Source organism: Solimonas terrae (assembly GCF_011067135.1).
In the GTDB taxonomy this organism is placed as follows: Bacteria; Pseudomonadota; Gammaproteobacteria; order Nevskiales; family Nevskiaceae; genus Solimonas; species Solimonas terrae.
Genome location: NZ_JAAMOW010000007.1, coordinates 45,190 through 72,177, shown reverse-complemented (window position 1 = coordinate 72,177; position 26,988 = coordinate 45,190). Strand labels below are relative to the sequence as shown.

Sequence of the window (26,988 nt, the reverse complement as noted above, 5' to 3'; positions counted from 1 at the left end):
CGGAGCGAGACGCTTGAGAAAACCGAGCCGTAGCCTGAGCGCGCGTCCGATGCGCAACTCCCCGGTGCGGCGGCGCGGCGGCGGCGAAGCGCCCGCGGCGACGGCAGCGCGATGAGCAGCAATTCGCGGGAGCCATCGCCGAAGTTGCCGGTCCACACCAAATTCGCCTACGGCCTCGGCTCGCTGGCGTTCGGCATCAAGGATCAGGGTTTCAACACCTTGCTGATGCTGTACTACAACCAGGTCATCGGCTTGCCGGCCGCCTGGGTCGGCGCCGCGATCATGCTGACCATGGTCGTCGATGCGCTGAGCGATCCGCTGATCGGGCATTACTCCGATCACCTGCGCACGCGCTGGGGCCGTCGCCATCCGTTCATGTACGCGTCCGCGGTGCCGGTGTCGGTTGCCTATCTGCTGCTGTGGATGCCGCCGGCCGGCGGGCACGACCTGCAGTTCCTGTATCTGCTGGTCATGTCGATCATCGTCCGTGTCGCGATCTCCTGCTACGAGATTCCGTCGACGGCGTTGATCAGCGAGTTCAGCGGCGACTACGACGAACGCACCAGCATGTCGACCTACCGCTCCCTGTTCTACGCCATCGGCACGGTCGGCATGGCCGTTGTCGCGCTGAAGGTGTTTCTGCGACCGACGCCCGAGCAGCCGATCGGCCAGCTGAACGCGGCGGGTTACCACCTGTATGCGGCGGCCGCCGGCGGTTTGATGCTGTTCAGCATCCTGATTTCGACGCTGGGTACCCATCACCGCATTCCGTCGCTGCGCGTCCAGCAGGAAGAAAAGCGGCCGTCGCTCGCGGATTTCCGCGGGCAGCTCAAGGCGATCGTCATGGACCGCACCTATTCCAGCGTCCTGCTCTGCGCATTCTTCTTCGCGGTCGGCGGCGGTTTCGCGACGACCCTCGGCGTCTACATCAACACCTACTTCTGGCGCCTGAATGCCGATCAGCTGGGGACGATCTCGGGTTCGATGGCCTGGGGTGTCATTCTGGCGCTGGTGGTCGTGCAGCTGTCGAAGAAGCTCGGCAAGAAGGAGACCGCCATGGTTCTGTTCGGCGTCGCCTTGCTGTCGATCGCCGCGCCGGTGACGCTCGGCCTGCTCGGCGTGATGTCGGCCGGCATGCCGGACCTGATTCCGATCCTGTCGCTGCAGGCGGCGGTGATGGTGATGTGCATCCTCGCTGCCATGATCCTGGCCACCTCGATGGTCGCCGACGTCGGCGAGCACTTCGAGCTCAAGACCGGAAAGCGCACCGAGGGCCTGATGTTCGCGGCGCTGATCATGATCAACAAGGCGGTGTCCGGCATGGGCGTGTTCCTTTCCGGTCTCGCCCTGAGCGTGATCGGCTTCCCGGACCACGCCGATCCGGCGACCATCGATCCGCTGGCCGTCGCGCACCTGGGCTGGAGCTGCGTCATCGTCGTGACCTTCTTCTGCGTGCTTGCCATCGTCGCCCTGAGCTTCTATCCGATCACGCGTGCGTCACACGAGCGCGCCCTGCGCGAACTCGGCCGGCGCTGATCGCCGCCTGGTGGCGGGCGCATGCGGGGACCGGCGATGCTATAAAGCCGCTCGTTCATTTCGACCTCGAGAATCCGGATGTCCGCCGTCCCCGTGTCCTTGCCACGCTTCGTTGTGCTGGGCGAAGCCCTCACCGATTTCGTCCGTACCGACTCGCAGGCCTGGCACAGCGTCGCCGGCGGTGCGTGCTGGAACGTGGCGCGGGTCGCCGGCACGCTGGGAATCGCGGCCGCCTGGGCCGGCGCCGTCAGCGAGGATTTCTTCGGTGACGAGATCGCGGTCAAGTCGCAGGCCGCGCATCTCGATGCGCGTTTCCTGCAGCGGGCACGCAAGCCGCCGTTGATCGCGATGGTGCATCAGCTCGATCCGCCGGCCTATTTCTTTCTCGGCAATGACACGGCCGATCTGGCATTCGATGAGGCGCTGCTGCCCGCGGATTGGCAGCAAGCCTGTGACATCGCGCACTTCGGCTGCATCAGTCTGGTTCGGCAACCGCTGGCAGAACGTCTGATGCGCATTGCGGCCGACTTGAAGCAGCAAGGCGTGAAGATCAGCTACGACCCGAACTACCGCAATCTGATGGGCGCCGATTTCGCGGACTCGTTCGAACGCATGGCGCGGCTTGCCGACATCATCAAGCTCAGCGACGAAGATCTGGCGCAGATCTACAAGGGGCTGTCGCCGGCCGCCGCCCTGGCGCGTGTTCGCGAGGTTGCCGCGAACGCGATGATCCTGTTCACGCGCGGTGCGGGCGGTGTCGCCCTGCATGTTGGCGATCGCGTGATCGAACAGCCGGCGTTCGCGGTGAACCTGGCCGACACCGTCGGCGCCGGCGATGCGTGCATCGGCGGTTTCGTTTCCAGTCTGCTGTTCGACCCGTCGCGCGACGCGGCGCAGGCACTGCGTTTCGCGGCCGCGACGGCGGCGGCAGCCTGCATGCGCGCCGGCGCCCACGCGCCGTCGCTGGCCGAAGTCGAAGCGCTGCTGCAGCGTGGCGAAGCGGGCGGCGCGATATCGGGCGCCGCGTAATCGAAGCAAGCGCGGTTCAGCTGCGCCGCGCGGTGGCCCAGTACTGTCGCAGGCTGCCGCCGTAGTCGTGTTCGAGACGCGGTTGATGGTCGAAGACCATCGTCGCGCGGCCGTTGCTGTCGAAGGCCGGCCATTCCGGCATGCCGCTGGCGCGTGGAACGCCGTCCCGCGCGAAGCGGGTCCAGGCGTCCAGCAGCAGATCGGAAAGTCGGCGCGTCGCGTCGTCGTCGTGGATCAGATGGCGCGTCGGCCCGCTGCCGAACAGCAGCGCGACATCAATGGCGTGGATCGCGCGCAGGCCGGAAATCGCCGATTGATATTCGAGCTCGTAGAGATAGGTGTGCCCGGTTCTGCCGGCGGCATGCGCTTCGGCGGCGGCGATCGTCGGCATCCGGTAGAAGGTGTCGTTGTTGACCTGTTCGATGACGGCAGTGCGGCTGGCGTCGGGCATTGCATGCCGATAATGGCGGATCAACGGCGCCGGATCGCCGGCCGGCATCAGGCCCTTGAACTGGCGCATGAACAGACGTGCCGACCAGGACATCGGCAATGGCAGCGCCAGCGAGAACAGCTGGCCGTCCGCGCCACAGGTGCCGAGCATCAGATCGACCTTGTTGGACGTGCCGCGGCGATACGCCGCCAGCGGTGCCTCAGGCAGAAAGTCGCCGCCGATCGCGGCGCCGAGAAACGGCACCCTGGTGTGGCTGATCACGCCGTAACGGTCCGACGCAAGCCTGCCGAAAATCCGTTTCGAGACTGCGTCCTGCAGGCGCTGCAGCGCCGGCTTGCCGAGCGCCAGCAGCTGTTCCGTCTTGCCCGCCTGCACGCCGATGTCCTGCAGGACATCGCGCGTCAGCGCGTGATAGTCGGCGGCCGGGGCGCAGGTCTCGGCCATGCCGCCCATCGCGATCGCGCGACGGAACAGGCCTTTGCCGAGTGGACTGGCGACCAGCGGATAGACGCTGAAGGCCCCGGCCGATTCACCGAAGATCGTGACCTTGCCGGGATCGCCGCCGAAGGCCTCGATGTTCTCCTGCACCCAGCGCAGCGCGGCGAGCTGATCGAGGAAGCCGCGATTGTCGGCGCACAAGTCGCCATCGAACAGGCCGCTGCCATGCAGGAAGCCGGGCGGACCCAGCCGGTACTGCAGCACGACGGCAACCACGCCCTTGTGTGCGAACGGTGCCGCGTCGTAGAGCGCATCGGCGGCGCCGCCGACGAAGCCGCCGCCGTGGATGTAGACCATCACCGGCAGGCGGGCGCCACGCTCCAGCGTCGGGGTCCAGACGTTGAGCCGCAGGCAGTCATCGTCTTCGGGCGTCCGGATCAGGCCGCCGCTGGCTTCGAAATAGCGGCGCCGGGTGGGCAGGAACGGGCCCGGCGCTTTCTGGCCGAATTGCATGCAGCGCGGGCCATAGCGGCCGGCGTCCAGTGTTCCCTGCCACGGTTTGCGTGGCTGCGGCGGCAGCCAGCGCGCAGGCCCCGACAGCGGTTCGGCGTAGGGGATGCCCTTGAAGCTGTGCAGCGCGTTTTCATGGCGACCGCGGATCTCGCCAGCCGCAATACGGACCGTTGTCATGTCGGGGGTGTCGTGCAGGCGCGTATCGGCCGGCGGCCATCTTAGGCAGCTGCCATCGGCGGGGCTGTCAAATGTGCGACTCGTCCTTGCTGGCCTTGCCTTGCCAGCCACCGTGCCAGGCCGACAGATAAGTCGCCAGATCGAAACCCGTCTTCCTTGCTTCCGCGCCGAGGCCGTCGATGTCGAGAACGCGGATGCCGTCCTTGTGCAGTTCCAGGTAGCCGCGACGCGCCCAGCTCTTGAGGACACTGTTGACGCGTTGGCGTGTACCGCCGACGCGCGCGCCCGTTTCGCTCTGACTCTCGAACGGGCTTAGCCAGACTGCGCCGCCGGGTTCGCGCTGGCCACGCAGGCGCAGCATGCGCAACAGATAGACCGCGAGTCGGACACGGAGGTTGTGCAAGGTCAGCAATTCGATGCGACCACCAATGACCACTGCGCGATTCAAGTATTCGTGATACAGGCCCCGGTAGTAAGCGGGCCAGCGCTGCGAGAATTCCTCCACAGTCGGCTGGTCGATGCAGATCACGCTCGCGTCGTCCTGACAGACACAATTTGCAAGGTAGCTTGGCGGCTTATTCGGCGCGAAATGTGGAAACCAGCCGCCGGCGACGACCTCCTCCAGCGTGATCTCGTCGCCGGAGGGCGTCGCCAGAAAAATCCGGAAAACGCCGCTGACTACACCGTAGATATGTGTGGCAGGATCGCCGGAAATATAGACGGTTTTGCCCTTTTTGATGGAACGTAGACTGGTGTGTACGGCCAGCCAATCCCTGGCTTCGGCCGGGACGTAGGCAAACCACCCCCAGCCTTCGATCAGATTGCGTGCGACCGGCGCGGCTGCTCGGTTATCGCCGGGAGTGTCGCCGGCGGCTCCCGGTAACGGCGGGTCCACCATCTTGTTCGGGGTGCGCATGACCGAGTTCTCCTCGACGCCGTCTCGCAGCATTCTCTGGCAACTGTCGCGCAGTCTAACCACCGAGCGGACGACGCGGAGGGTGCCGTCTCATGGCATCGGGCACGTCGAGGAAGGGTCATATGATCAACCCGCAGATTTTGCGGGTCGAATTTCGCGTTGTGCCGTCAGGTGACGATGCTACGGCGCTCGCTGTAGGCGATGAAGCCGCGCACCATGCGGTAGACCCACCAGATGCCGAGCCCGATGAGTAGCGGGACGCCGATCAGGATCCAGCACAGCAGGCCGAACAGGAAGCCCAGGCCCAGCGTCCACCAGAACGTGCGGATCAGGTAGCGGTGGTGGCTGCGGATGAATTCGTTCTGGGTCTCGGCCGACTTGATGTAGCTGATCACCACGCTGACGATCGACGCCATGAAGGCGGTGAACGGTGAAACCGCCTGCAGGACGTAGGCAATCAGTAGCGTCGTGCGTTCGGCTTCGCTGGCAGACTGGCCTTCGCTGATGATCGAATCGGTGTCCATGTTTATCGCTCCCTCGCAATTGTCGGCCCCAAGCCGCGAGGCGACTTTGACATAGGACGACCGGGGGGCGTCAACGGTTTGTGTGGCGGCAACAAAAAAGCGGCCGGCGCATCGGCGCCGGCCGCCTTGTCCACGAACGGCTTACTTGTAGGCTTTCATGCCGTTGCTGATTTCCTCACGCGCAGCGGCGGCATCGCGCCAGCCGGAGAGCTTGACCCACTTGCCTTTTTCCAGCGCCTTGTAGCTGCTGTAGAAGTGTTCGATTTCGTTCTTGACGCGTTCCGGCACGTCGGCCAGATCACGCAGATTGTCGTAAGCGTGGTTCGAAACCTTGTCGACCGGCACGGCGAGCAGCTTGGCGTCGGTCCCCTTTTCGTCGGTGGTGTCGAGCACGGCCACCGCACGGCACTTGATGACCGAGCCGGCGACCACCGGATGCGGGGTGACGACCAGCACGTCGACCGGATCGCCGTCGCCGGACAGCGTTTTCGGCACGTAGCCGTAGTTGGCCGGGTAGCTCATCGCCACATTCATGAAGCGATCGACCATCAGCAGGCCCGTTTCCTTGTCGACTTCGTACTTGACCGGCGGGCCATAGGCCGGAATCTCGATGACGACGTAGAACTCTTCCGGCGCCTTGCTGCCCGGACCCAGTGTTTCAAAACCCATGTTCGCGTTCCTTGATCTGATGGCGATTTCGAATTCGAGCCGTGGCCCGGCAATTCGGGACGGCGATTCTAACAAATGCACTTCGAAGGCAATTGCAAGGGTTTGACGCCCTGAAACCCAGCGGTTACTTTTGCGGGCCCCGCGCCCCGCCGACCGGCTGGCGTTGCGCGTTTGACGTATGCAAGGGTCACTCCAAAGATGAGAATCGTATTGCTGGGCGCCCCCGGCTCTGGCAAGGGCACGCAAGGCGAAAAGCTGGTCGCGCACTTCGGCATTCCGAAGATTTCCACCGGCGATGCGCTGCGCGCCGCGGTGGCCGCCGGCACCGAACTCGGCAAGAAAGCCAAGGCGACGATGGACGCCGGCCAGCTGGTCGCCAACGAAATCGTGATCGGCATCGTCGAGGAACGTCTCGGCCAGCCGGACGCCAGAAAGGGTTTCATTCTCGACGGCTTTCCGCGCAACACCGCGCAGGCCGAAGTGCTCGATGCGATGCTGCTGCGCTTGGGCCAGCCGTCGGTCGACAAGGCCGTGCACCTGGCCGTCACCGACGAAGAGATCATCAAGCGCCTGCTCGAGCGTGCCCACAAGGAAGGCCGCGCCGACGACAAGGAAGACGTGATCCGGCATCGCATCAGCGTCTACAACGCTGAGACCCATCCGTTGCTCGACTACTACGAAGGCCAGCACAAGCTGGTGACGGTGCCGGGCGTCGGCGGGCTCGACGAAATCTTTGCGCGCATCGTCGGCGTGCTGAAATAGAAACGGTTTTCGACATGAAAAAGCCCGCAGCAGCGGGCTTTTTCATGTCTGCGGCCCGCTGTCAGAAAAAGCGCGCCAGCAGGTCCTCGCCGCAGACCTGCAGTCGCCAGCCGCTCAGCGCCGCCACCGAGGCCGCGCGCGCGCGGCGCAGCACTTCCACCAGGTCGGCGCGCGGCGCCAGATAGCCCGCTGGCAGTTGCAGTTCGCCGGCACGGGTCTGCACGAAATTCTGCAGCTCGCGCAAACGCTGCTTCTGCTCACCCGTGAGCTCGTCGTCGCTGAGCAGCTTGCGCGGCGCGAGCTCCCGTGCATCGGCGATCACGGCGAGCAGTGTCTCGCCGAGTCGTTCCAGGGTTTTCGGCGGCAGCGCGCCCAGCGCCTCCAGTTGCGCCATCGAGTCCGGCAGGCGTTCGGCCATGCGGTAGATCGCATCGTCCTCGATGATCCACTTGCGCGGCCGGTTGCGCGCCTGCGCCTCGGTCTCGCGCCAGGCGGCGAGCGCGCCGGCGACGGTCTGCGCGCGCGCGTCCATGCGCGCCAGACCGCGCAGACGTTGCCAGGCGTCGGCCGGCTGCGTGACGTAGGCGGAGGCGTCGGCGAGACGCGCGCAATCCTCGGCGAGCCAGGCGAGTCGGCCGCAGGCGGCGAGTTCGTCCTGCAGCGAGACGAAGATCGTCGCCAGATGCGAGACATCGGCGGCGGCATACGCGAGCTCGGCTTCCCGCAGCGGACGGCGCGCCCAGTCGGTACGCGACAGGCTCTTGTCGAGCGTGATGCCGAGCCGCTTGTCGATCAGACCGGCGTAGCCGATCTGATCGCCGATGCCGAGCAGCGTGGCGGCGATCTGCGTGTCGAACAGCGGCTGCGGACAGCTGCCGCGCAGGCGCACGAGAATTTCGAGATCCTGTGCGGCAGCGTGAAATACCTTGATCGAGTTCGGTGCGTACAGCACATCGAGCAAAGGGTCCAGATCGTCGAACGCTAGGGTATCGACGCAGACCGCCTGCTCGCCGTCGCCGATCTGGATCAGGCACAGCTTCGGGTAATAGGTGTCGATGCGGACGAATTCGGTGTCGATCGTCAGCCACGGGCGCTGCGCCCAGCGTTCGAGATGGGGCGCGAGGGTGTCGGCGTTCTGGATCAACGTGGTCATGGGGTTCTGTTCGTCGCGGGCGGGCGTGCCGCACCGCGCGTGGCGGGCCACTAGAATATCGGCCTTCGTCACTTGCCGGCCACCCATGTTCGCCACGCTCATCACTGCCACGCTGCGCATTCTGTTCTTTCGCGCCGGACCGCAGGACTTTCCGTACGATCCGCGGCTGACGGCGCCGCTGGTGGTGACGGCTGCGGTTGCCAACGGCTTGATGTTCGTGCAGGTGCTGCCGATCGGTGCGGCGCTGGTGATGGCGCTGGCGATGGTCGGCGGTCTGGCACTGGCGACACGCGGCGTGTTGCGGACCCGGCAACTCGAGGCGCGTTTCCACCAGACTTTTGCCGCGCTGCTCGCCACCAATGCCGCGCTGACCTTTCTGCTCGTGCCGTTCTTCGCGCAGGTCGCACCGACGCTGCGCGAGCTGGCCAGCAATCCGGAGCTGCTCGAGCATCCCGAGCAGTTCAAGCTGCCGCAGGGCATCGGCTTCGTCATGAACGCGCTCAACGTCTGGAGTTTCGCGGTCACCGCCGCGATCTTCCGGCACGCCGCCAATGTCTCGACCGCGCTGGGCCTGCTGATCTCGCTGGTGATCGCGGTTGCGCTGCTGTTCTTCGTCGCGTTCGCCGGCTCGTTCGCCGGCCTGATGTTCGGCGGCGCGGCCTGAGACGGACCATGCGCATCCACATCCTCGGCATCTGCGGCACCTTCATGGCCGGCATCGCGGCGATCGCGCGCGAGGCCGGGCACACGGTCACCGGTTCCGACGCCAATGCCTGGCCGCCGATGTCGACGCAGCTCGAAGCGCTCGGCATCACCGTCATGCAGGGCTACGAGCCTGCGCAGCTGACGCCGGCACCGGACATGGTGGTGGTCGGCAATGTCGTGACGCGCGGCAACGCGGCGATCGAGCACGTGCTCAATGAAGGCTTGCCCTACACCTCGGGCCCGCAGTGGCTGGCCGAACACGTACTGCGTGATCGCCATGTGCTGGCGGTTGCCGGCACGCACGGCAAGACCACGACCTCGGCCTTGCTGGCCTGGCTGCTCGACCATGCCGGTCTCGAACCGGGCTTTCTGGTCGGTGGCGTGCCGCAGAATTTCGGCATCTCGGCGCGGCTCGGTGCGTCGAAGTATTTCGTGATCGAGGCCGACGAATACGACACGGCGTTCTTCGACAAGCGCAGCAAGTTCGTGCACTACCGGCCGCGCACGGCGATCCTCAACAACCTTGAATTCGATCACGCCGACATCTTTCCGGACCTCGCGGCGATCGAACGTCAGTTCCATCACCTCGTGCGCACCGTGCCCGGCCGCGGCCGCATCGTCGTCAACGGCGGCGATGCCAATCTCGCGCGCGTGCTGGAACAGGGTTGCTGGAGCGAAAGGGTGACGTTCGACGACGCGTCGGGCTGGCACGCGCTCGGCGAGCCGCAGGACTACGAGCTGAAGATCGGTGCGGAGTCGCAGGGCAGGGTGCGTTCGCCGCTGGCCGGTCGCCACAACATGTCGAACACACTGGCCGCGTTCGCGGCCGCGCATCATGTCGGCGTGCCGGTGGCGAAGCTGATCGCTGGGCTCGCGGATTTTCGCAGCGTCAAGCGACGCCTGGAACGGATCGGCGAAGCACGCGGCGTGACGGTCTACGACGATTTCGCCCACCATCCGACCGCGATCGCGACCACGGTCGACGCGCTGCGCCGGGCCGGTCCCGGCCGCATCCTGGCGGTGCTCGAACCGCGCTCGAACACGATGCGTCTGGGCACCCACGCCGACGAACTGGCAGACAGTTTGCGTGACGCCGATCTGTGCTTCGTCTACGCGCGGCCCGATCTGAAGTGGAATGCGTCAGCGGCGCTGGCCGGGGTCGGCACGCGCCTTCGCGTGCAGGCCGACTTCGACGCGCTGCTGGCGGCGATCGCCGCCGAAGCGCGCGACGGCGATCGCGTGCTGGTGATGTCGAATGGTGATTTCGGCGGTATTCACCGACGCCTGCTGGACACCCTGCAGGCCTGAGCGCGGCGGCCGATCCGCGCGATGCTATTTGATACGCCTGATTCCGGCGCGCGCGTTGAGGCCTTCGACGCGCAGGAAGTAACTGCCGAACACACCTTTCTCGATGCTCACCTCGGGATTCAGCGTCGGCTTGCAGTAGACGCTCTTGTCGTCGACGACTTCCCAGACCTGACCGTTGTCGAGTTCGAAGCGGGTTTTCGGCTCCCAGCCTTCGAAGTTGCCGCGGATATGGACCTTGATGGCACGCACTTCCGGCGGCTTGTCGGCCGGTGCAGGCAACTGTTCCGCGCCGAACTCCGCTGGTGCAGGCGGGCTGCTCCGTGCGGGCGCCGACGGCACGGCTGCCGGTGCGCCGTCCTGATCCGTGCCACGGCCGAACGCCGCGTCGTAGCAGTTCAAGCGTGCGGCAGCATCGGACAGCCTGGTGCAGGCCGCCGGATCGGCCGCATGTGCCGCAAGGCCGGGTGCCAGCAGCAATGCGGCCGCGAGCAGGCCGGCGCCGCGCGCGGTCATCATGCCGCCGCTACTGGACACGCTCGACCTTGACGCGCGCATTGAGCTCGTCGAACTCGAGGAAGTATGTGCCGAGCAGGCCTTTCTTGATCTTGACGGCCGGATTTTCGCGGGCGCGATAGGTGCTGACACCATCTTCCGTGACACGCCAGACCTGGCCGTTGTCGAGCGTGAACCGCGTGTGCTCGTTCCAGCCGTCGAACTTGCCGACGATATGCGCGTGGATGACGTCCGGCTCTGCCACACCGGCGGTCGCCGGTGGTGGCGGCGCGGCTGCGGGGTGCGGAGCGGCAGCAGTGACGGCCGGTGCCGGCGGCGCCGGTGCCGAGGGGGGCGCTGCCGACGACGAGGTGTCGACGCTCGCCGAGCTGCGGCCAGCGAGCACGTCGTAGCAGGCCAGGCGGGCGCTGTCGGCGTCGATCGCCGCACACGAAGCCAGGCTGTCGGCCCAGGCCGGTGTCAGGCAGGCCAGTCCCAGGGCGGCTCCGATCAGTATTGCGCGCATCATCATCCCTTGCCGTGCAGAACCTGTTCGGCCTGCAGATCGGCGTGATAGCTGGAACGCACCATCGGCCCGCTGGCGACGTGCGAGAAGCCCATCTGTTCACCGAGCACACGCAGGCGATCGAATTCCTCGGGCGTCACGTAGCGCGCAACCGGCAGATGGTTCTTCGACGGCTGCAGGTACTGGCCGAGCGTCAGCATGTCGACCTGGTGCGCGCGCAGATCGCGCATCACCTGTTCGATCTCCTCGATCTCCTCGCCGAGACCGAGCATCAGGCCGGACTTGGTCGGCACGTCCGGATGCAGCAGCTTGAAACGTTCCAGCAGATCCAGCGACCAGTCGTAGTCGGAACCCGGGCGCGCCTGCTTGTAGAGGCGCGGGATCGTTTCGAGATTGTGATTGAAGACGTCCGGCGGATGGTCCTTGAAGATTGCCAGCGCCGGGTCCATCCGGCCACGGAAATCCGGTACCAGCACTTCGATCGTGAGTTGCGGCGACAGCGCGCGCGACTGCTGGATGCAGGCGGCGAAGTGCGCGGCACCGCCGTCGGCGAGATCGTCGCGATCGACGCTGGTGATGACGACATAGCGCAGGCCCATGTCGCGGATCGTTTCGGCGAGATGCCGCGGTTCGTCGGCGTCGAGTGCGTTCGGCCGGCCGTGCGCGACATCGCAGAACGGGCAGCGTCGCGTGCAGATGTCACCCATGATCATGAAGGTGGCGGTGCCCTTGCCGAAGCACTCGCCGAGATTCGGGCAGGCCGCTTCCTCGCAGACCGTGTGCAGCTTGGCGGTGCGCAGGATTTCCTTGATGCGCGCGACTTCCGGCGTGCCCTGGCTCTTGGCGCGAATCCAGCTCGGCTTGCGCAGCGGTGTCGTGGTCGCTTCGATCTTGATCGGGATGCGCGCCATCTTTTCCGCGCCGCGCAGTTTTTCACCCTGCACGACCGGCTTGACGGCAGCGCCTCGGCCCGGCGCCGCGGGATTGGGGGGGACTGTGCTCATTGCAGCTCCGCTGGACAGGCCCGCATTGTACGCCGGAGCGTGCAGTCGGCCGAGCGCGGCAATTCCTCAGGCGGCCGCGGCGATCGGAGGTGCCGTGCTCGCGGCGACGGGATTCGGCTGCAGGCCGAGTGCCTGCTCGATGCCGGCCTGTGCGGCGTTTGCGAGATCAGTGCGCTCGCGGCCGTTCGCCTCGATCGGCGCGCAGTACGTCACCTCGACGTCGAGCCGCGCCACCATCAGCACGCGCAGGACATGATGCAGCAGATCATCGTCGCCGATGAACGGAGCAATGGCGCGACCATCGACGCCGTCGTAACGCAGCGCGATGGGCTGCACCGCGCAGCGGGCTTCGATCGCCGGCGCGAACATGCGGGCATGGAACCGCAGCATGCCGCTGCCGTCGGTGGTCGTGCCTTCCGGAAACAGTGCAACGCTGCCACCGTTGCGCAGATAGACCGACAGGCGATCCAGCAGTCGCGGCGAGTCACCCTTGCCGCGGCGCAGGTAGAAACTGCCGGCCGCGGTTGCCAGCCAGCCGGCCAGCGGCCAGTTGCGGATTTCGGATTTGGCGACGAACCGTACCGGCTCGCTGGCGTTGATGACCGGGATGTCGAGCCAGGAGATGTGGTTGGCGACGCTCAGATGCGCGGCCGTGGTCGGCTGTCCGTGACGCCGGACGTGGACGCCGAGGATGCGCAGCAGCACGCGATGCCACCAGCCGGCGAGCCGCGCGCGATCCAGCCATTCGAAGAAATCGAGGCCGGCCGCCACTGCCATCAGCAGGCCGATCACCAGATGCACGATCACCAGCGCGCCGCGCAACACGGCGCGCGTCACCGCGAACACGCGCGCCGGCATCAGAGTGCGCCGGTCTCGGTCGACGTTGCCACGGCGCCGGCCGACTGGCCGAGGAAGTGGCGGGCATAGCGCGGATTCAGATCGCGCACGTCGAGCAGCATGAACACGTCGGCGCAGTTGAAGTCGCGGTCCCAGTACGCCTCGCCGCAGGCTTTCGCGCCAAGGCTCAGGTAGGCCTTCAGCAACGGCGGCATGCGGGTTTTCTCCGTCGCGCGGCGGTCGGCGGCCGGCAGCGGGATGTACGGCCGTACGCGCTGCGACGGCGGGGCCAGGTGCTGGTTGCGGATCTGGTCGAGGATCGCGTGCGCGCTCGCGCCGCCGTCACGCAAATCGATCGACGCGCATCCGAACAGGTAATCGTAGCCATGGTTGACGATGTAGGCGGCGATGCCCTGCCACAGCGTCGCGATCACCGCGCCACTGCGGTATTCCGGTGCGACGCAGGTGCGGCCGATTTCCATCACGCGACCCGGCAGGCTGTCGAGCATTGCCAGATCGAACTCGTCGGCCGAGTAGAAGCCCCCGGCGCCCGGTGCGCGTTCGCCGGTGAGGATGCGGGTGCAGGCGACGATGCGGCCGGACTCGGCCTCGCAGACCATCAGATGCCGGCAGAACGGATCGTACTGATCGTGATCGAGGCCGGCGTCGCCGCCGTCGATCGCGGCGCCCAGCTCGCCGGCGAAGATTTCGTAGCGTAGACGCTGCGTCGCGCGGATTTCCGCGCTGGTCTCGGCCAGGCGAACCTCGAACCGCGGGCGTCGCGGCAAATCACCATCAATGCGTGTCGACATGCGTCGCTCCTTTTCGGATGGGCGCACTCTATGAAGCGGGCATTGAAGCGATGTGACGATGGAATGACCAACACATGACAGCAGGCGCGGCTGGCCCGCCTGCGTCAGTTGTCTTTGAACCACCCGGGATGCGCGTCGCTGGTGGTCCAGATGCGCCGATGCAGATGCGTGAGGGCGACGGCGTCGAGCAGCAGCTGATTGCGTTCGCTGTCCTTCAGCGTCGCGGGATCGCGGCGCGCGGCGCTGTCGGCGAGATTGCGCAGGCTGCGTTGTGATTTCTCGTTGGCGGACTGGCGGCGACGGCCGACCAGACTGAGCAGCGCGTTGGCCGCCGGCTCGCGCGCGACGCGCAGGAAGTCCGGATATTCCGGCGCGCGCTTGAGCCCGGCCTTCAGCCAGCGCAGTTCACGCGGGGTCAGCGACTCTTCGGGAATCAGGAACAGGCGTGCGCCGCGGGCCCAGACGCCGATCGAGCGGCGCGAACTCCACACGGACAGCGGGATCGCGATTACCAGACTGCCGGCCACCGGCAGCAGCCACCACAGGAAATGCGGATTGAGCCAGTAGACCAGGCTCAGCCAGGCCAGGCCCAGCAGCGAGCCGCCGCCGTGTCGCAGTGCGGCCTGACTCCATGGCGTCGCGGCGTCTTCGCGCGGCGGCGATTTCCAGACCACGGCGATGCCGAGCAGCGCCGACACCACGTACTGGGTGTGGAACAGCATGCGGATCGGCGCGAGCAGCGCCGAAAACAGCATCTCGACGATCAGGCTGGCCAGCAGGCGCAGGCGACCGCCGTACGGGCGCACGGTTTCATGGCGGAGCATCAGCAGCACGGCCGCGAGCAGCTTGGGCAGGAACAGCAGGGTCATGGTGCCGGCGAACAGCCGGACCGCCCATTCCGGATGCCACTCCGGCCAGCTGGGAAACAGCTGGTAGGGCTGCGTGAAATAGGTCGGCTCGGTCTTCATGAAGACGAACAGCAGGGCCGTCGACAGTGCGAGAAACAGGAACCACAGCGGCGCAGACAGATAGGCCATCACACCGGTCATGAACACGGCGCGATGCGCCGGGTGCAGGCCGCTGGTGAAGAACAGTTTGAAGTTCTGCAGATTGCCCTGGCACCAGCGCTGATCGCGCTTGAGCTCGTCGAGCAGGGTCGGCGGCATTTCCTCGTAGCTGCCGGGCAGGTCGTAGGCGATCCATACGCTCCAGCCGGCGCGCCGCATGAGCGCCGCCTCGACGAAGTCGTGCGACAGGATTTCGCCGGACAGGCCGCCGCGGCCTGGCAGGCGGCCGAGCGCGCAATGCTGCATGAACGGCGCGACGCGAATGATCGCGTTGTGGCCCCAGTAGTGCGACTCGCCGAGCTGCCAGAAGTGCAGGCCGGCGGTGAACAGCGGTCCGTAGACGCGCGTCGCGAACTGCTGGATGCGCGCGTACAGCGTCTCGCGTCCGGCGGCTTTGGGTGCGGTCTGGATGATGCCGGCGTTCGGGTTGGCCTCCATCAGCTGCACCAGGCGTTTCAGGCATTCGCCGGACATCACGCTGTCGGCATCGAGGATGACCATGTGCTGGTACTTGCTGCCCCAGCGCCGGCACCAGTCGGCGATGTTGCCGGACTTGCGCTTGATGCGATGTACGCGTCGCCGATAGAAGATGCGTCCGAAACCGTCGACGGCGCGGCACAGGTCCAGCCAGGCGGCGACTTCCTCGCTGCGGGCGTCGGCCTTGCCGCTGTCGGACAGCACGTAGAAATCGAAGGCATCGCGCAGGCCGGCGCGCGCCACCGAATCATAGGTAGCACGCAGGCCGGCGAAAACACGCTGCACGTCCTCGTTGCAGATCGGCACGAGGATCGCCGTGTTGCGCCCCGCGGCCAGCGGCGTGTCGGCCGCTGCGGTCGCCGAAATCGAATATTTGTCGCGGCGCGTCAGCAGCACGAAGAAGCCGAACACCGCGGTCCAGAAACCGGCGGAAATCCACGCGAACAGCACGGCGTACAGCGTCAGGCTGGCCAGTTCGAGCGGATGCCGGCCCTTGTACGGCAGTACCGCCGACATCAGGTAGGTGGCGACCACGGTCTGCGCGAGGATCAGGCTCAGCAGCAGCAGGCGGCGCGTCGTGCCGGCCCAGCGCCAGCGCATGCGCGCCGGGCCCAGGGTCTTGCCCTGCGGTGCCTGCGGCTGCTCGCCGTCGCGCGGCTTGAGGGCGACGCCGTTGCCCTGCGCGCGCCGGCCCAGCCAGCGCCACAGACGCCGTACGGGATTGTGATCCCAGGGGGCGGGTGTCATCGAGGCGCGGACCACGGCAGGCGTCGTCGCCAGGCGTGCCAGCGCGTCCGGCGGTTGCAGCACCGACGCCAGCCCCGGATCGCCGGGCTGCGCTTTGCCCAGCGCGAGCCGCAGTCGCGTATGGCTCGACTGCAGGGTACGGCGATCGGCGTCGGTTTCTTCGCGTTCCGCGAGGGTTTCGTGAACGCTGGCGAACAGCGCCTCGACCGAACGCGTCGGGTCGGCGAGCAGCTGCGCTTCAAGGCGCGGCCAGACGCGCGCCGCTGCGGCTGGCGGCAGTTCCCGCAGATATTCCTCGACACGACGCGGGAGCGGCGATGCGAGAGCCGAAGGCTGCTGAGTCACGATATCCCTGAAACGGTGGTGGCCGGGCCCGTCGCGGGCCGAACGTCGCTGCCGAAAGCGGCGCAGCCGTCGAGTTTAGGGACAAAAACGGTCGCTGCCGAGTCCCGCGATGAAACCCGCAGCGCGCTGAAGCGGCGATGAATCCGCCGCGCGACCGTCCGGCCTCAGTGCGGTTCCGGCGGCAGGATGTAGGCCCAGGTTTCCGAGATGTTGTCGTCGCCCTTGCGCAGCACCGCACGCATTTCCAGGGGCTTGCTGTCGTCGCTGCGGCGCACGCGCATGATCACGCGCCAGCCGCCGGTGACATCGTTCTTGACCAGCTGGCGATCGACGATTTCCCCGTTGTCGTTGACCCACAGTCCGGCCACCGGCCGCTCGTCCGGTTTCATGAAATCGAGCGGGCCACCCTGGAAGTCGATGACGTAGCGCAGCGTGTCGTCCGGCGTGTCGGTCCAGCCGCGGCCGCGACGGGTCTGCGCGACCCAGGCCAGCGGTGGCCTGGTTTCCTGATTGGCTTGCCAGAACAGGGTGTATTCGAGGTCCATCTGGCCGCCGGCCTTCGGCGTCTGTTCCGGCACCCAGTAGGCGACGACATTGTCGTTGGTCGCGTCCTTGGTCGGAATCTGCACGAGCTCGATGCGTCCGCGTCCCCAATCGCCTTTCGGCACGACCCAGACGCTGGGCTTGCGGTCGTAACGGGTGTCGAGGTCCTCGTAGTGCGCGAACAGGCGATCGCGCTGCATGAGACCGAAGCCACGCGGATTGAGCTCGCCGAACGAGGTCATCAGCAGCCGTTTCGGATTGACCAGCGGGCGCCAGACCCATTCGCTGTCGCTTTCGATCGACAGGCCCTCGGAGTCATGGACTTCCGGGCGATAGTCCTCGTTGGCGGACGGCTGGTTGGATGCGTACAGGAACATGCTGGTGAGCGGCGCGATGCCGAGCTTGCCGATGCTGTCGCGGAAATACAGTCGGGCCTTTATCTCGGTGGCGGTCGAGTCGCCGGGCCGCACCTTGAAGCGGTAGGCGCCGGTCACGCGCCGCGAGTCGAGCAGCGCGTAGATCGTCAGTTCGTGGTCTTCAGGGCGCGGCCATTCGATCCAGAACTCGCGAAACACCGGGAATTCCTCGCCGGACAGTTCACCGGTGTCGATCGCCAGACCGCGTGCCGACTCGCCGTAGACCTGGTCCTTGCCCAGCGCGCGGAAATAGCTCGCGCCCTGGAAGGCGATCAGCTCGTCCTCGACGTTCTTGTCGTTGAGCGGATAATGCACGCGAAAACCGGCGAAGCCGAGATCCTGCAGCTTGCCCGGATCGATCTTGTTGCTGCCGTAGTCGAAGTTCTCCGGCTGGAACGGAATCTTGCGCACGCCGTCGACCGTGACCAGATTCATCTTGACGATCTGATTGAAGTACAGACCCGGATGGTAGAACTGCACCTCGAACGGCGATTTGTTGCCGCGCCAGAGTGCCTTGTCGGGCTTGTACCTGATCTGCTTGTACTGGTCGTAGTTGAGATCGGTCAGCACTTTCGGCAGCTGCGTGTCCGGACGCACGAACGGCTTGTCGGCAAGCGTCTTGGCACGCCTGGCGACATCGTTGAAATCAAAAGCCAGTGCGGCATGGCTGGTCAGCGTTCCGGCTGCCAGCAGCAACGTTGCCAGGAGTGCCTTGCGTGTCATCACGTTCCGTCGTTGTCTGCGTTGAAGGCCAGTTGTGCGGGCGAAGGGTCCGATTCGCTCGCGCCACCGCCAGCGGTGGCTTCCTCGAACAGCGGTTGCATGCGATTCACCAGCAGGCAGAACAGGTCTGCCGTCTTTTCCGCATCATAGATTGCCGAATGCGCCGATTCGGCCTCGTAGCCGAGCTTGGTCGCCTGCAGCGCACGCGCCAGCACGGTCTGGCCGATCGCGGCGCCGGCCAGGGTCGCGGTGTCGAACACGCTGAAGGGATGGAACGGGCAGCGCTTGTAGCCGGTGCGCGCGACAGCGGCGTTGATGAAGCCGAGATCGAAATGCGCGTTGTGACCGACCAGGATCGCGCGCGTGCAGCCGTTCTCGGACACCGCGCGGCGGACGACGCGGAACACGTGATCGAGCGCATCCTTCTCGGCCATCGCCAGCCGCAGCGGACTGTCGATGCGGATGCCGGTGACTTCCAGCGCCGCCTTCTCGATGTTCGCGCCCGGGAACGGCGTGACGTGCGCGAAGCTGGTCTCGCGGCGGAACAGCCGGCCGTGCTCGTCGATGCCGAGGATGACCGCGGCAATTTCCAGCAGCGCGTCGGTCTGCGCGTTGAAACCGCCGGTTTCAACGTCGACGACCACCGGCAGGAAGCCACGGAAGCGGTGGCCGACCTTGAACCGGCGTTCTTCGGGTTGTGCCGCGAGCGGCTCACTGCTGGCTGACATGCGGGTCCGTGTCGTGGGGGAGGGCGGGCTCAGTTGCCGAACAGCGACTGTGCGCGTTGCTGGATTTCGTCGTTCGACAGGTTCTCGATGCGGCTCGCAAACCACCAGAGATGGCCGAACGGATCGACGAATTTGCCGCCGCGATCGCCGTAGAACTGGTCTGCGACCGGCTTGACGATTTTCAGTCCGGCAGCCACCGCCCGCGTCGTGAAGGCATCGACATCGTCGACGTACAGATGCACGGTGACCGGCGAGCCGCCCAGCGTCAGCGGACCGTGAATGCCCATCGCCGGAGATTCGTCGGCCAGCATCAGCGTTGCCGCGCCGAGCTTCAGTTCGGCATGGCCGATCTTGCCGTCCGGGCCGGCGATGCGCATGGTTTCGACCGCGCCGAAAGCCTGTCGGTAGAAGGCGATCGCATCGGCGGCACCCGCCACGGCGAGGTACGGCGTCGCGCCGAGGCTGCCGTCCGGGACCGGTTTGGCGGATTTCGTCATCGGGCTCTCCTGGTGGCGTGGCGGCGGAATCGGGCCGAGCATGATACCCGCTTCACGACCACGATCCGCTGCACCTGCAGTCGTGTCGCGGCGCAGGCTCTATAATCGCGCGCCTCGAGCCGGCCCATCCACACCTGCCTTCACGGCTTTCCGTTCGTCTGACGACCATGAGCAAGCAAAGTTCCTCACGCCGCAAGATCGCGCTCGCCTATTCCGGCGGCCTCGACACCTCGGTCATCCTCAAATGGCTGCAGGACACCTACGACGCCGAAGTCGTGACCTTCACCGCCGACATCGGCCAGGGCGAGGAGCTCGACCACGTGCGGCCGAAAGCGCGGCAGTTCGGCGTCAGGGAAATCTTCATCGACGACCTGCGCGAGGAATTCGCGCGCGACTTCGTGTTTCCGATGTTCCGCGCCAACGCGCTGTACGAGGGCGAGTACCTGCTCGGCACGTCGATCGCGCGGCCGCTGATCGCCAAGCGTCTGGTCGAGATCGCGCGCGAGACCGGCTGTGATGCGATCAGCCACGGCGCGACCGGCAAGGGCAACGACCAGGTTCGCTTCGAGCTCGGTGCCTATGCGCTCTGGCCCGAAGCCAAGGTCATCGCGCCGTGGCGCGAATGGGACCTGAACTCGCGCGAGAAGCTGCTCGCCTACGCCGCCGAACACCAGATTCCGATCACCAAGAAGAAGGACGGTGGTTCGCCGTACTCGATGGACGCCAATGCGCTGCACATCAGCTACGAAGGGGGCGGCCTCGAAGATCCGTGGTGGTCGCCGGACGACGGCATCTGGCGCTGGACCCGGAATCCGGAGGACGCTCCGAACGAGGCGCAGATCATCACCATCGAGTTCGACAAGGGCGACGCGGTGGCGATCGACGGTGTGCGCGGCTCGCCGTTCCAGATTCTCGACAAACTCAACCAGCTCGGCGGCACGCACGGCATCGGCCGCCTCGATCTGGTCGAGAACCGCTATGTCGGCATCAAGAGCCGCGGTTGCTACGAAACGCCGGGCGGCACCATCCTGCTGAAGGCGCACCGCGCGATCGAATCGCTGTGCCTGGATCGCGAACAGGCGCACCTGAAAGACGAGTTGATGCCCAAGTACGCCAGCCTGATCTACAACGGCTACTGGTGGAGCCCGGAGCGTCGCGCGCTGCAGGCACTGATCGACGACACGCAGACGCGCGTCAACGGCGAGGTCCGCCTCAAGCTCTACAAGGGCGCGGTTTACAACCTCGGGCGTCGCTCGAAGGACTCGCTGTTCGACGCGACGCTGTCGACCTTCGAGGACGATCGTGGTGCGTACAACCAGAAGGACGCCGAGGGCTTCATCCGCTTGAACGGTCTGCGCCTGCGTACCGGTGCAAAGCGCGACCAGCGCTGAGCAGCGGCTGAAGCCCTGGGAGCCGACTCGCCTTGCCGTCGATCCCGCGCTGCGCGCGGGTCCCTCGCCGGCTGGCTCGCGGCTCTGCTTCATTCGCCTCAACGGCCTGCGCCTGCGGACCGGTGCCAAGCGCGACGCTCGCTGATTCGCCTGCTGCGCGCGCCGATCTCGCGCCTGCCGTGCTCGCTGTGCTTCAGCACAGCTGTGCGCGACAGACGCGACCTCGGCACTGCTCGCGACGGCGACTCAGCGAGCGTCCGCGAAGTATCTAGCGCAAGGCCCGTCGAACGGGCCTTGTGCCTTTTTGCGCCAGGTGGGTGACTGCGTCGTAGACCCAGAGATTCGGAGCAGACGATGAGCATGAGAGCGATTCCGCTCGGTGGCGGGCGCAGACTGATTCGGCCGTGCTGACTGCATTGCGCGATCTGCTGCTGTTCGCGCGCATCGAGGCGCAGTGCTGCTTGTTCGCGGTGGCGATCTTCGGCGGGCTGGCGCTCAGCAAGTTCCTGAGCTTGCCGATTCCGCGCTATGACTTTCTGCTGCTCTGGTGCCTGGCGGTACAGGCACTGATGCTGCTGACCCGCATCGAGACCCTCGACGAGGCGCTGGTCATCTGCCTGTTCCACGTTTTCGGCCTGGCGCTGGAACTGTTCAAGACGCATCACGGTTCCTGGGCGTATCCGGAATTCGCCTATACGAAATTCCGGGGCGTGCCGCTGTACAGCGGCTTCATGTACGCCGCGGTCGCGAGCTACATCGTGCAGGCGTTCCGCCGCTTCGATCTGCATTTCAGCGAGTATCCGAGCGACGTCGCCAATCTGTTCGCGATCCTGCTGTACGTGAACTTCTTCACGAATGCCTGGATTCCGGATCAGCGCTGGGGTCTGGCGGCGGCGCTGGTCGCCCTGATGTGGAAGACGCGCGTTGACTTTCGCGTCGGCGAGCGCCGCTACGGCGTGCCGCTGGTGCTGTCGTTCCTGCTGATCGGCTTTTTCATCTGGCTGGCCGAGAACATTGCGACGTTCTTCGGCGCCTGGCGCTATCCGGATCAGCGCGATGTCTGGCACAGCGTGCACTACGCGAAGATCAGTTCCTGGGCGCTGCTGGTGATTCTCAGTTTCGTGCTGATCGCGCGCCTCAAGGGTCTGAAGGCCTCACTCGGGGTTCCGGATGGCGGCTCGTTCCTGCTGTCGCGCCTGCGCCATCCTTCGCTCGCCGGCTTCGATCAGAGCCGGAACTGTTCGCCGAGATAAACCTTGCGCACCGTCTCGTTGGAGAGCAACGCGTCCGGCGAGCCTTCGGCGATCACCTGGCCTTCGGCGAGGATGTAGGCGCGTTCGCAGAGCGACAGGGTTTCGCGCACGTTGTGATCGGTGATCAGCACGCCGATGCCACGTTCCTTCAGATGATGGACGATCTGCTGGATGTCGCCGACCGCGATCGGATCGACGCCGGCGAACGGTTCGTCGAGCAGGATGAAGCGCGGATTGGCGGCCAGTGCGCGGGCGATCTCGACGCGCCGCCGCTCGCCGCCGGACAGCGCCTGGCCTTCGGCCTCGCGGATGTGCGTGATGTGCAGTTCGCTGAGCAGGCGCTCCAGTTCGGATTCGCGCTGATCGGCGCTCAGATCCTTGCGCAGTTCGAGGATCGCGAGGATGTTGTCCTTGACCGACAGCTTGCGGAACACGCTGGCCTCCTGCGGCAGGTAGCCGAGACCGAGCCGCGCACGGGCGTGCATCGGCAGTGCCGTGATGTCCTTGCCGTCGAGTTCGATGCGGCCGCCGTCCGCCGGAATCAGGCCGACGATCATGTAGAACGACGTGGTCTTGCCGGCACCGTTCGGACCGAGCAGGCCGACGATCTCGCCGCTGGTCACCGACAGCGAGACATCGCGCACCACATTGCGCTTCTTGAAGCGCTTGACCAGCGCGAATGCCGACAGGGTCGAGGAGCTGCTCACGGTGTCTTCGCCTTCGGTTTCTTGTCGGATGACGGGCCCTGACTTTTTGCCGGCGGCGGCTGGAAGGTGATCGTCACCTGACCATTGCCGCCACTGGCGGCGCGGATGCGACGCTCCGGCACGACATAGCCGATGGTCTCGCCGTCGACCTCGTCGTCGCCGCGTTTGACGTGCGCGCCGCCGGTAAGATCGGCCGTGCCGCTTTGCGAGTCGTAGTGGATTTCCCTGGCCTCGGCATGCAGCGGCCTGGCCGCCGCGCCGGTCGCCTGCGGGTCGGCGGCGTGGTCCATCGTCGCCGGCTGGCCGTGAATCCAGGCTTCGAACTGGCCGTCGGCGGCCTGGTGCACTTCCATCGTGTCGCCGTGCACGACCAGAGTGTCGGATGTCATCGACACGTTGCCGGTGTACTTCATCTGATTGTTCTGTACCCATTCGGCGCTGTCGGCCTTGACCGTGACCGGTCCGGTCGGGCGCATTTCCTCCGCCTGGCTGCGAGCGTCCGGCTTGGCATCGGCCTTGGTCGCCGTCGCGCCTGCCGGCGCTGCGGCCGCGGGCGCCGACGGTTCGGCGGCGAGCGCGCCGGTGCTCAGCACCAGGCCGACAAGGACCGAAACACTAGCGGCTGGGCGCATCGTACTGAACCTCCACATTGCCCTTCATCTGGATGTGCGTGGCGTCGAAATCGGTCTGCCAGCCTTTCGCGGAAACGGCGCGATTCGGCGCACTGCCTTGCACCGGCTGGTCGGAGCTGATCGTGCGCAGCTGCCAGTCCACCCAGACATCGCGCGCGGCGATGGTGGTCGGCAGATCGGATGCCGTCTCGCCGCGGATCGCCACGTCCGGCTGCAGCAGCATGCGCTGCGCGTCCGGCGGCACGCTGCCGCGCGCGGCTTCCAGATGCCAGTGGCCCTGCGTGCCGCCCAGCCTGTCGACGACCACCGCGGTCATCGCGATCGAGCGGTCATCGTAGTAGTCGATGCGTTCGGCCTGCGCGCGCACCTGCGGCGTGCCGTCGACTCCATAGCGCACCCAGGTCGCCTGATCGGCGACATAGGTCGGCACGCGTTCGCCGGCCGCCGGCGTGCCGCCGGCGAGTTCCGCGTTGCGCCGCATGCTGTGCGAGACGATGTACGCGGCTGCCGCGATCAGCAGCACGAACGGCAGCCAGGCGCACAGCCTGCTCATGCCCGGCCCTGCGCTTCGAGGATCAGATCGATCGCTTCGCGCACGGCGCCGTTGCCGCCGTTGTAGCGCGAAACCCAGTGTGCGGCGCTCAGTGCCTTTGGATGCGCGTCGGCGACGCTGAGCGCGAGCGCGACGCGTTCCATCAGCGGCAGGTCCGGCGTGTCGTCGCCCATGTGTGCGCATTGCGCGTCGGCGAGGCCGAGCGCATCGCGGATGCGGACGTAGGCCGGCGCCTTGTCTTCGGTGTCGAGCGCGATGTGCTCGACACCAAGCCAGCTCAGGCGCGCGCGCATCGATTCGGACGGGCGGCCGCTGATCACGGCAACCTGCAGGCCGGCCTTCAGCATCATCCTGATGCCGAGACCGTCGCGCACGTAGTTGGTCTTGGTTTCTTCACCGTTGGCGCCGATGTAGAGCTTGCCGTCGGTCAGGACCCCGTCGATGTCGAGGAACAGGCAGCGGATGTTCGCCGCGCGCGCCTGCAGTTCCGCGTCGTCCAGCCGCTTCATGCGCGTATCCGTGCCGGCGTGCGCATCAGACGACGCCCGCACGCAGCAGGTCGTGCATGTGCACGACACCCTGCAGATGTCCGGCTTCGTCTTCGATCAGCAGCGCCGTGATCTTGTGCTTTTCCATCAGCGCGACTGCCTCGGCGGCGAGTTGCGAGCCGCGCACGGTCTTGCCGCCGCGCGTCATGACGGCGTCGACGCGCACTTCGCGGACATCGATGCCCTGATCGAGCACACGGCGCAAATCGCCGTCCGTGAACACGCCGAGCACGCGATCCTCGGTATCGACGATCGCGGTCAGGCCCATGCCCTTGCGCGACATTTCCAGCAGCGCGGCGCTGAGCCGGGTCTCCGGCGACACCTTCGGCAGACGGTCGCCGCTCTGCATCACGTCGCCGACCTTGAGCAGCAGTTTGCGGCCGAGCGAGCCGCCCGGATGCGACAGCGCGAAATCCTCGGGTGTGAAGCCGCGTGCTTCGAGCAGTGCGACGGCCAGCGCATCGCCCATCGCCAGCGTCGCCGTCGTGCTGGCGGTCGGCGCCAGATTCAGCGGGCAGGCTTCCTTGTCGACCGACACGTCGAGGTGCACGTCCGCGGCCATCGCCAGCGTCGAGCGCGGCTTGCCGGTCATCGCGATCAGCGGTGCGGCCATGCGCTTGAACAGCGGCAGCAGCGTGACGATTTCGGCGGTCTCGCCGGAATACGACATCGCCAGCACGACGTCCTGGCGCGTGATCATGCCGAGATCGCCGTGGCTCGCTTCGCCGGGATGCACGAAGAACGCCGGTGTGCCGGTCGATGCCAGGGTCGCGGCGATCTTGTTGCCGACGTGCCCGGATTTGCCCATGCCGGTGACGACCACGCGGCCGGTGCAGGCGAGCATCAGTTCGCAGGCGCGCGCGAAGCGAGCATCGATGCGCGGCAGCAGCGCGCTGAGCGCGTCGCGTTCGATCTCGATGGCTCGGCGGCCCAGGCTTTGCAGCTTTGCGGAATCCATGCGTTCCAAGAACGTTGGCCTCGTTTGGGGTCGCCCAGTATACCGGCCGGCCGGCCGGCGCCGACGGCGGCTCAGGCCGATTTGATGGTGGCGTAGGCCGCCAGCGCGCGTTTGCGCGATGCCGCCAGATCGACGATCGGCGCCGGATAGTCGGTGCCGAGACGGATGCCGCCGCGATTCAGTACCTCGGGCCGCGCCAGCCAGGGCGCTCGCAGCGCGTCGGCCGGCAGGGTGGCGAGTTCCGGCAGCCACTGGCGCAGGTAGGCGCCGTCGGCGTCGAATTTCTCCGCCTGCAGCAGCGGATTGAAGATGCGGAAGTACGGGGCGGCATCGGCGCCGCAGCCCGCGGTCCATTGCCAGCCGAGCGTGTTGTTCGCGAGGTCGGCATCGAGCAGTGTGTCCCAGAACCAGCGCGCGCCGTCCTGCCAGGGAATCAGCAGGTTCTTGGTGAGAAACGACGCCACGATCATGCGCACGCGGTTGTGCATCCAGCCGGTGGTCCACAGCTCGCGCATGCCGGCGTCGACGATCGGGATACCGGTGCGGCCGCGCTGCCAGGCGGCCAGGTCGGCAGCGCGGCTTTTCGCCGGGCGCCACGGCATGTCGGCGAATTTCGTCTGCAGGGGGTGCTCGGGCGTCTGCGGAAAATGGAACAGCAGATGGTGGGCGAATTCGCGCCAGCCGAGTTCGCGCAGCACCTGTTCGCCGTCGGCTTCGAGCCTGGCGATGCCGCCAGCCCGCCGGACGATCGCGGCGCGGATCTGCTGGGGCGAGATCTCGCCGAAATGCAGGTGCGGCGACAAGCCGGTGGTGTCGCGGCGCGCCGGCAAATTGCGACCGTCGGTGTAATGGCCGAGGCCGCCGCGCACGAAATTGTCGAGGGCGTGCAGCGCGCCGTCTTCGCCGGGCCGCCAGCGCGCATAGAAGCCCGTGTCCCAGTCAAGCTTCGGCAGCAGTTCCAGCGCGTCGGGCGACAGGCCGGCCACTTTGCCCGAAAGGCCCTTGATCCGGGCCGGGGCGGCGTGAATCTGCAACGGCGGCAGCTCGCCGACGAGCTTGCGCCAGAACGGCGTGAACACGCGATACGGTTCGCCGGCAGCGGTCTTCAGATTCCAGGGTTCGTGCCACAGCGCGGCGCGGAAGCTCTGCGCAATGATTCCGTCCTCGCGCAGCGCCGCCTTGACGACGCGATCGCGCTCGATCAGCGCCGGCTCGTACAGGCGATTCCAGTACACCGCTTCGGCGCCGGTCTCCGCAATCAGGCGGCGCAGTTCGGCGAGGCTGGCGCCACGGCGGATCAGCAGGGCGTTGCCGCGGCCGGCGAACGCGTTTTCGAGCCGGACCAGACTGTGATGCAGCCACCAGCGGCTGGCGGCCCCGGGCGCCCACGACGCCTCGGCCGCGAAATCGGCGACGAACACCGGCACGATGCGTTCGTGACGCGCCAGTGCCGCCTGTAGTGCCGGGTTGTCGGTCAGGCGCAGGTCGCGGCGGAACCAGACGATGGCGGTCGAGGTCCGGGATTCGGGCTTTTTGCTCAAGATCGTCGCT

The 26,988-nt window shown here is 66.5% G+C and carries 27 protein-coding genes; 7 read left to right on the top strand and 20 right to left on the bottom strand.

The genetic code is table 11. The features are described 5' to 3' along the window. Nucleotides 1-111: 111 nt before the first annotated feature. Complete coding sequence (locus tag G7Y85_RS13795) at nucleotides 112-1,536, top strand: MFS transporter (RefSeq protein WP_166258147.1); 1,425 nt, start codon at nucleotides 112-114, stop codon at nucleotides 1,534-1,536. Between the two features lie 78 nt (nucleotides 1,537-1,614). Then, nucleotides 1,615-2,565 carry a carbohydrate kinase family protein gene (locus tag G7Y85_RS13790; protein ID WP_166258145.1) on the top strand — a complete coding sequence of 317 codons (951 nt, stop codon included), beginning with the start codon at nucleotides 1,615-1,617 and terminating at the stop codon, nucleotides 2,563-2,565. A 16-nt stretch (nucleotides 2,566-2,581) separates the two neighbouring features. On the opposite strand, the gene G7Y85_RS13785 is transcribed toward G7Y85_RS13790, so the two are convergent. The 4 genes from G7Y85_RS13785 to ppa form a co-directional block, all read right to left on the bottom strand. Then, nucleotides 2,582-4,144 (bottom strand): carboxylesterase/lipase family protein, encoded by a 1,563-nt coding sequence (locus G7Y85_RS13785; protein ID WP_166258142.1) that lies wholly within the window; start codon nucleotides 4,142-4,144, stop codon nucleotides 2,582-2,584. Between the two features lie 67 nt (nucleotides 4,145-4,211). Next, entirely contained in the window at nucleotides 4,212-5,060 is an 849-nt protein-coding gene (locus G7Y85_RS13780) for a Crp/Fnr family transcriptional regulator (protein ID WP_166258139.1), read from the bottom strand. Between the two features lie 167 nt (nucleotides 5,061-5,227). Beyond that, nucleotides 5,228-5,584, bottom strand: coding sequence for a DUF4870 family protein (locus G7Y85_RS13775; RefSeq protein WP_166258136.1), 357 nt, complete (start codon nucleotides 5,582-5,584; stop codon nucleotides 5,228-5,230). A 141-nt stretch (nucleotides 5,585-5,725) separates the two neighbouring features. Then, nucleotides 5,726-6,253 carry an inorganic diphosphatase gene (gene ppa / locus G7Y85_RS13770; RefSeq protein ID WP_166258133.1) on the bottom strand — a complete coding sequence of 176 codons (528 nt, stop codon included), beginning with the start codon at nucleotides 6,251-6,253 and terminating at the stop codon, nucleotides 5,726-5,728. A 198-nt stretch (nucleotides 6,254-6,451) separates the two neighbouring features. Here ppa and G7Y85_RS13765 point away from each other — a divergent pair, with 198 nt between their 5' ends. Next, nucleotides 6,452-7,015, top strand: a complete 564-nt coding sequence (locus tag G7Y85_RS13765; RefSeq protein ID WP_166258130.1) for an adenylate kinase — start codon at nucleotides 6,452-6,454, stop codon at nucleotides 7,013-7,015. A 61-nt stretch (nucleotides 7,016-7,076) separates the two neighbouring features. Here the strand turns inward: G7Y85_RS13765 and rnd are convergent, their stop codons facing one another. Beyond that, entirely contained in the window at nucleotides 7,077-8,168 is a 1,092-nt protein-coding gene (gene rnd / locus G7Y85_RS13760; RefSeq protein ID WP_166258127.1) for a ribonuclease D, read from the bottom strand. An 85-nt stretch (nucleotides 8,169-8,253) separates the two neighbouring features. Here rnd and G7Y85_RS13755 point away from each other — a divergent pair, with 85 nt between their 5' ends. Continuing rightward, a complete protein-coding gene (locus tag G7Y85_RS13755; protein ID WP_166258124.1) occupies nucleotides 8,254-8,832 on the top strand; it encodes a hypothetical protein in 579 nt (192 codons plus the stop codon). An 8-nt stretch (nucleotides 8,833-8,840) separates the two neighbouring features. Further along, nucleotides 8,841-10,181, top strand: a complete 1,341-nt coding sequence (gene mpl, locus G7Y85_RS13750; RefSeq protein WP_166258121.1) for a UDP-N-acetylmuramate:L-alanyl-gamma-D-glutamyl-meso-diaminopimelate ligase — start codon at nucleotides 8,841-8,843, stop codon at nucleotides 10,179-10,181. Between the two features lie 24 nt (nucleotides 10,182-10,205). Here the strand turns inward: mpl and G7Y85_RS13745 are convergent, their stop codons facing one another. The 9 genes from G7Y85_RS13745 to G7Y85_RS13705 form a co-directional block, all read right to left on the bottom strand. Further along, nucleotides 10,206-10,697 (bottom strand): hypothetical protein, encoded by a 492-nt coding sequence (locus tag G7Y85_RS13745; protein WP_166258118.1) that lies wholly within the window; start codon nucleotides 10,695-10,697, stop codon nucleotides 10,206-10,208. Nucleotides 10,698-10,704: 7 nt separating this feature from the next. Further along, a complete protein-coding gene (locus G7Y85_RS13740; protein WP_166258115.1) occupies nucleotides 10,705-11,202 on the bottom strand; it encodes a hypothetical protein in 498 nt (165 codons plus the stop codon). Then, the gene (gene lipA / locus G7Y85_RS13735; protein WP_174839780.1) at nucleotides 11,202-12,203 is read right to left on the bottom strand and encodes a lipoyl synthase; all 1,002 of its coding nucleotides are present in this window, start codon (nucleotides 12,201-12,203) and stop codon (nucleotides 11,202-11,204) included. The genes G7Y85_RS13740 and lipA overlap by 1 nt, the downstream gene beginning before the upstream one ends. 66 nt (nucleotides 12,204-12,269) lie before the next feature. Beyond that, a complete protein-coding gene (locus G7Y85_RS13730; protein WP_166258112.1) occupies nucleotides 12,270-13,061 on the bottom strand; it encodes a lysophospholipid acyltransferase family protein in 792 nt (263 codons plus the stop codon). Then, the gene (locus tag G7Y85_RS13725) at nucleotides 13,061-13,852 is read right to left on the bottom strand and encodes a GNAT family N-acetyltransferase (RefSeq protein WP_166258109.1); all 792 of its coding nucleotides are present in this window, start codon (nucleotides 13,850-13,852) and stop codon (nucleotides 13,061-13,063) included. The genes G7Y85_RS13730 and G7Y85_RS13725 overlap by 1 nt, the downstream gene beginning before the upstream one ends. Nucleotides 13,853-13,956: 104 nt before the next feature. Further along, nucleotides 13,957-16,488, bottom strand: a complete 2,532-nt coding sequence (gene mdoH, locus G7Y85_RS13720; protein ID WP_366514974.1) for a glucans biosynthesis glucosyltransferase MdoH — start codon at nucleotides 16,486-16,488, stop codon at nucleotides 13,957-13,959. 164 nt (nucleotides 16,489-16,652) lie between these two features. Further along, nucleotides 16,653-18,170: a glucan biosynthesis protein G gene (locus tag G7Y85_RS13715; RefSeq protein ID WP_194241184.1), complete on the bottom strand. Its 1,518-nt coding sequence runs from the start codon at nucleotides 18,168-18,170 to the stop codon at nucleotides 16,653-16,655. Further along, complete coding sequence (rnt, locus tag G7Y85_RS13710; protein WP_166258102.1) at nucleotides 18,170-18,898, bottom strand: ribonuclease T; 729 nt, start codon at nucleotides 18,896-18,898, stop codon at nucleotides 18,170-18,172. The genes G7Y85_RS13715 and rnt overlap by 1 nt, the downstream gene beginning before the upstream one ends. 29 nt (nucleotides 18,899-18,927) lie before the next feature. Then, a complete protein-coding gene (locus G7Y85_RS13705; protein ID WP_166258099.1) occupies nucleotides 18,928-19,395 on the bottom strand; it encodes a VOC family protein in 468 nt (155 codons plus the stop codon). Nucleotides 19,396-19,562: 167 nt separating this feature from the next. Here G7Y85_RS13705 and G7Y85_RS13700 point away from each other — a divergent pair, with 167 nt between their 5' ends. After that, nucleotides 19,563-20,786, top strand: coding sequence for an argininosuccinate synthase (locus G7Y85_RS13700; RefSeq protein WP_166258096.1), 1,224 nt, complete (start codon nucleotides 19,563-19,565; stop codon nucleotides 20,784-20,786). Nucleotides 20,787-21,190: 404 nt separating this feature from the next. Next, nucleotides 21,191-22,039, top strand: a complete 849-nt coding sequence (locus G7Y85_RS13695; protein WP_166258093.1) for a DUF817 domain-containing protein — start codon at nucleotides 21,191-21,193, stop codon at nucleotides 22,037-22,039. On the opposite strand, the gene lptB is transcribed toward G7Y85_RS13695, so the two are convergent. The 6 genes from lptB to G7Y85_RS13665 form a co-directional block, all read right to left on the bottom strand. Then, entirely contained in the window at nucleotides 22,012-22,746 is a 735-nt protein-coding gene (gene lptB / locus G7Y85_RS13690; protein WP_166258090.1) for an LPS export ABC transporter ATP-binding protein, read from the bottom strand. The genes G7Y85_RS13695 and lptB overlap by 28 nt on opposite strands. Beyond that, nucleotides 22,743-23,378: a lipopolysaccharide transport periplasmic protein LptA gene (gene lptA, locus G7Y85_RS13685; RefSeq protein WP_166258087.1), complete on the bottom strand. Its 636-nt coding sequence runs from the start codon at nucleotides 23,376-23,378 to the stop codon at nucleotides 22,743-22,745. The genes lptB and lptA overlap by 4 nt, the downstream gene beginning before the upstream one ends. Then, on the bottom strand, nucleotides 23,362-23,931 hold the full coding sequence (lptC, locus tag G7Y85_RS13680) for an LPS export ABC transporter periplasmic protein LptC (RefSeq protein WP_166258084.1): 570 nt from the start codon (nucleotides 23,929-23,931) through the stop codon (nucleotides 23,362-23,364). The genes lptA and lptC overlap by 17 nt, the downstream gene beginning before the upstream one ends. Further along, the gene (locus tag G7Y85_RS13675; RefSeq protein WP_166258081.1) at nucleotides 23,928-24,440 is read right to left on the bottom strand and encodes a KdsC family phosphatase; all 513 of its coding nucleotides are present in this window, start codon (nucleotides 24,438-24,440) and stop codon (nucleotides 23,928-23,930) included. Before G7Y85_RS13675 ends, lptC begins: the two co-directional genes overlap by 4 nt. A gap of 25 nt (nucleotides 24,441-24,465) precedes the next feature. Continuing rightward, complete coding sequence (locus G7Y85_RS13670) at nucleotides 24,466-25,437, bottom strand: KpsF/GutQ family sugar-phosphate isomerase (protein ID WP_166258078.1); 972 nt, start codon at nucleotides 25,435-25,437, stop codon at nucleotides 24,466-24,468. A 71-nt stretch (nucleotides 25,438-25,508) separates the two neighbouring features. Further along, complete coding sequence (locus tag G7Y85_RS13665; protein WP_241696181.1) at nucleotides 25,509-26,978, bottom strand: cryptochrome/photolyase family protein; 1,470 nt, start codon at nucleotides 26,976-26,978, stop codon at nucleotides 25,509-25,511. Between the last annotated feature and the right edge of the window lie 10 nt (nucleotides 26,979-26,988).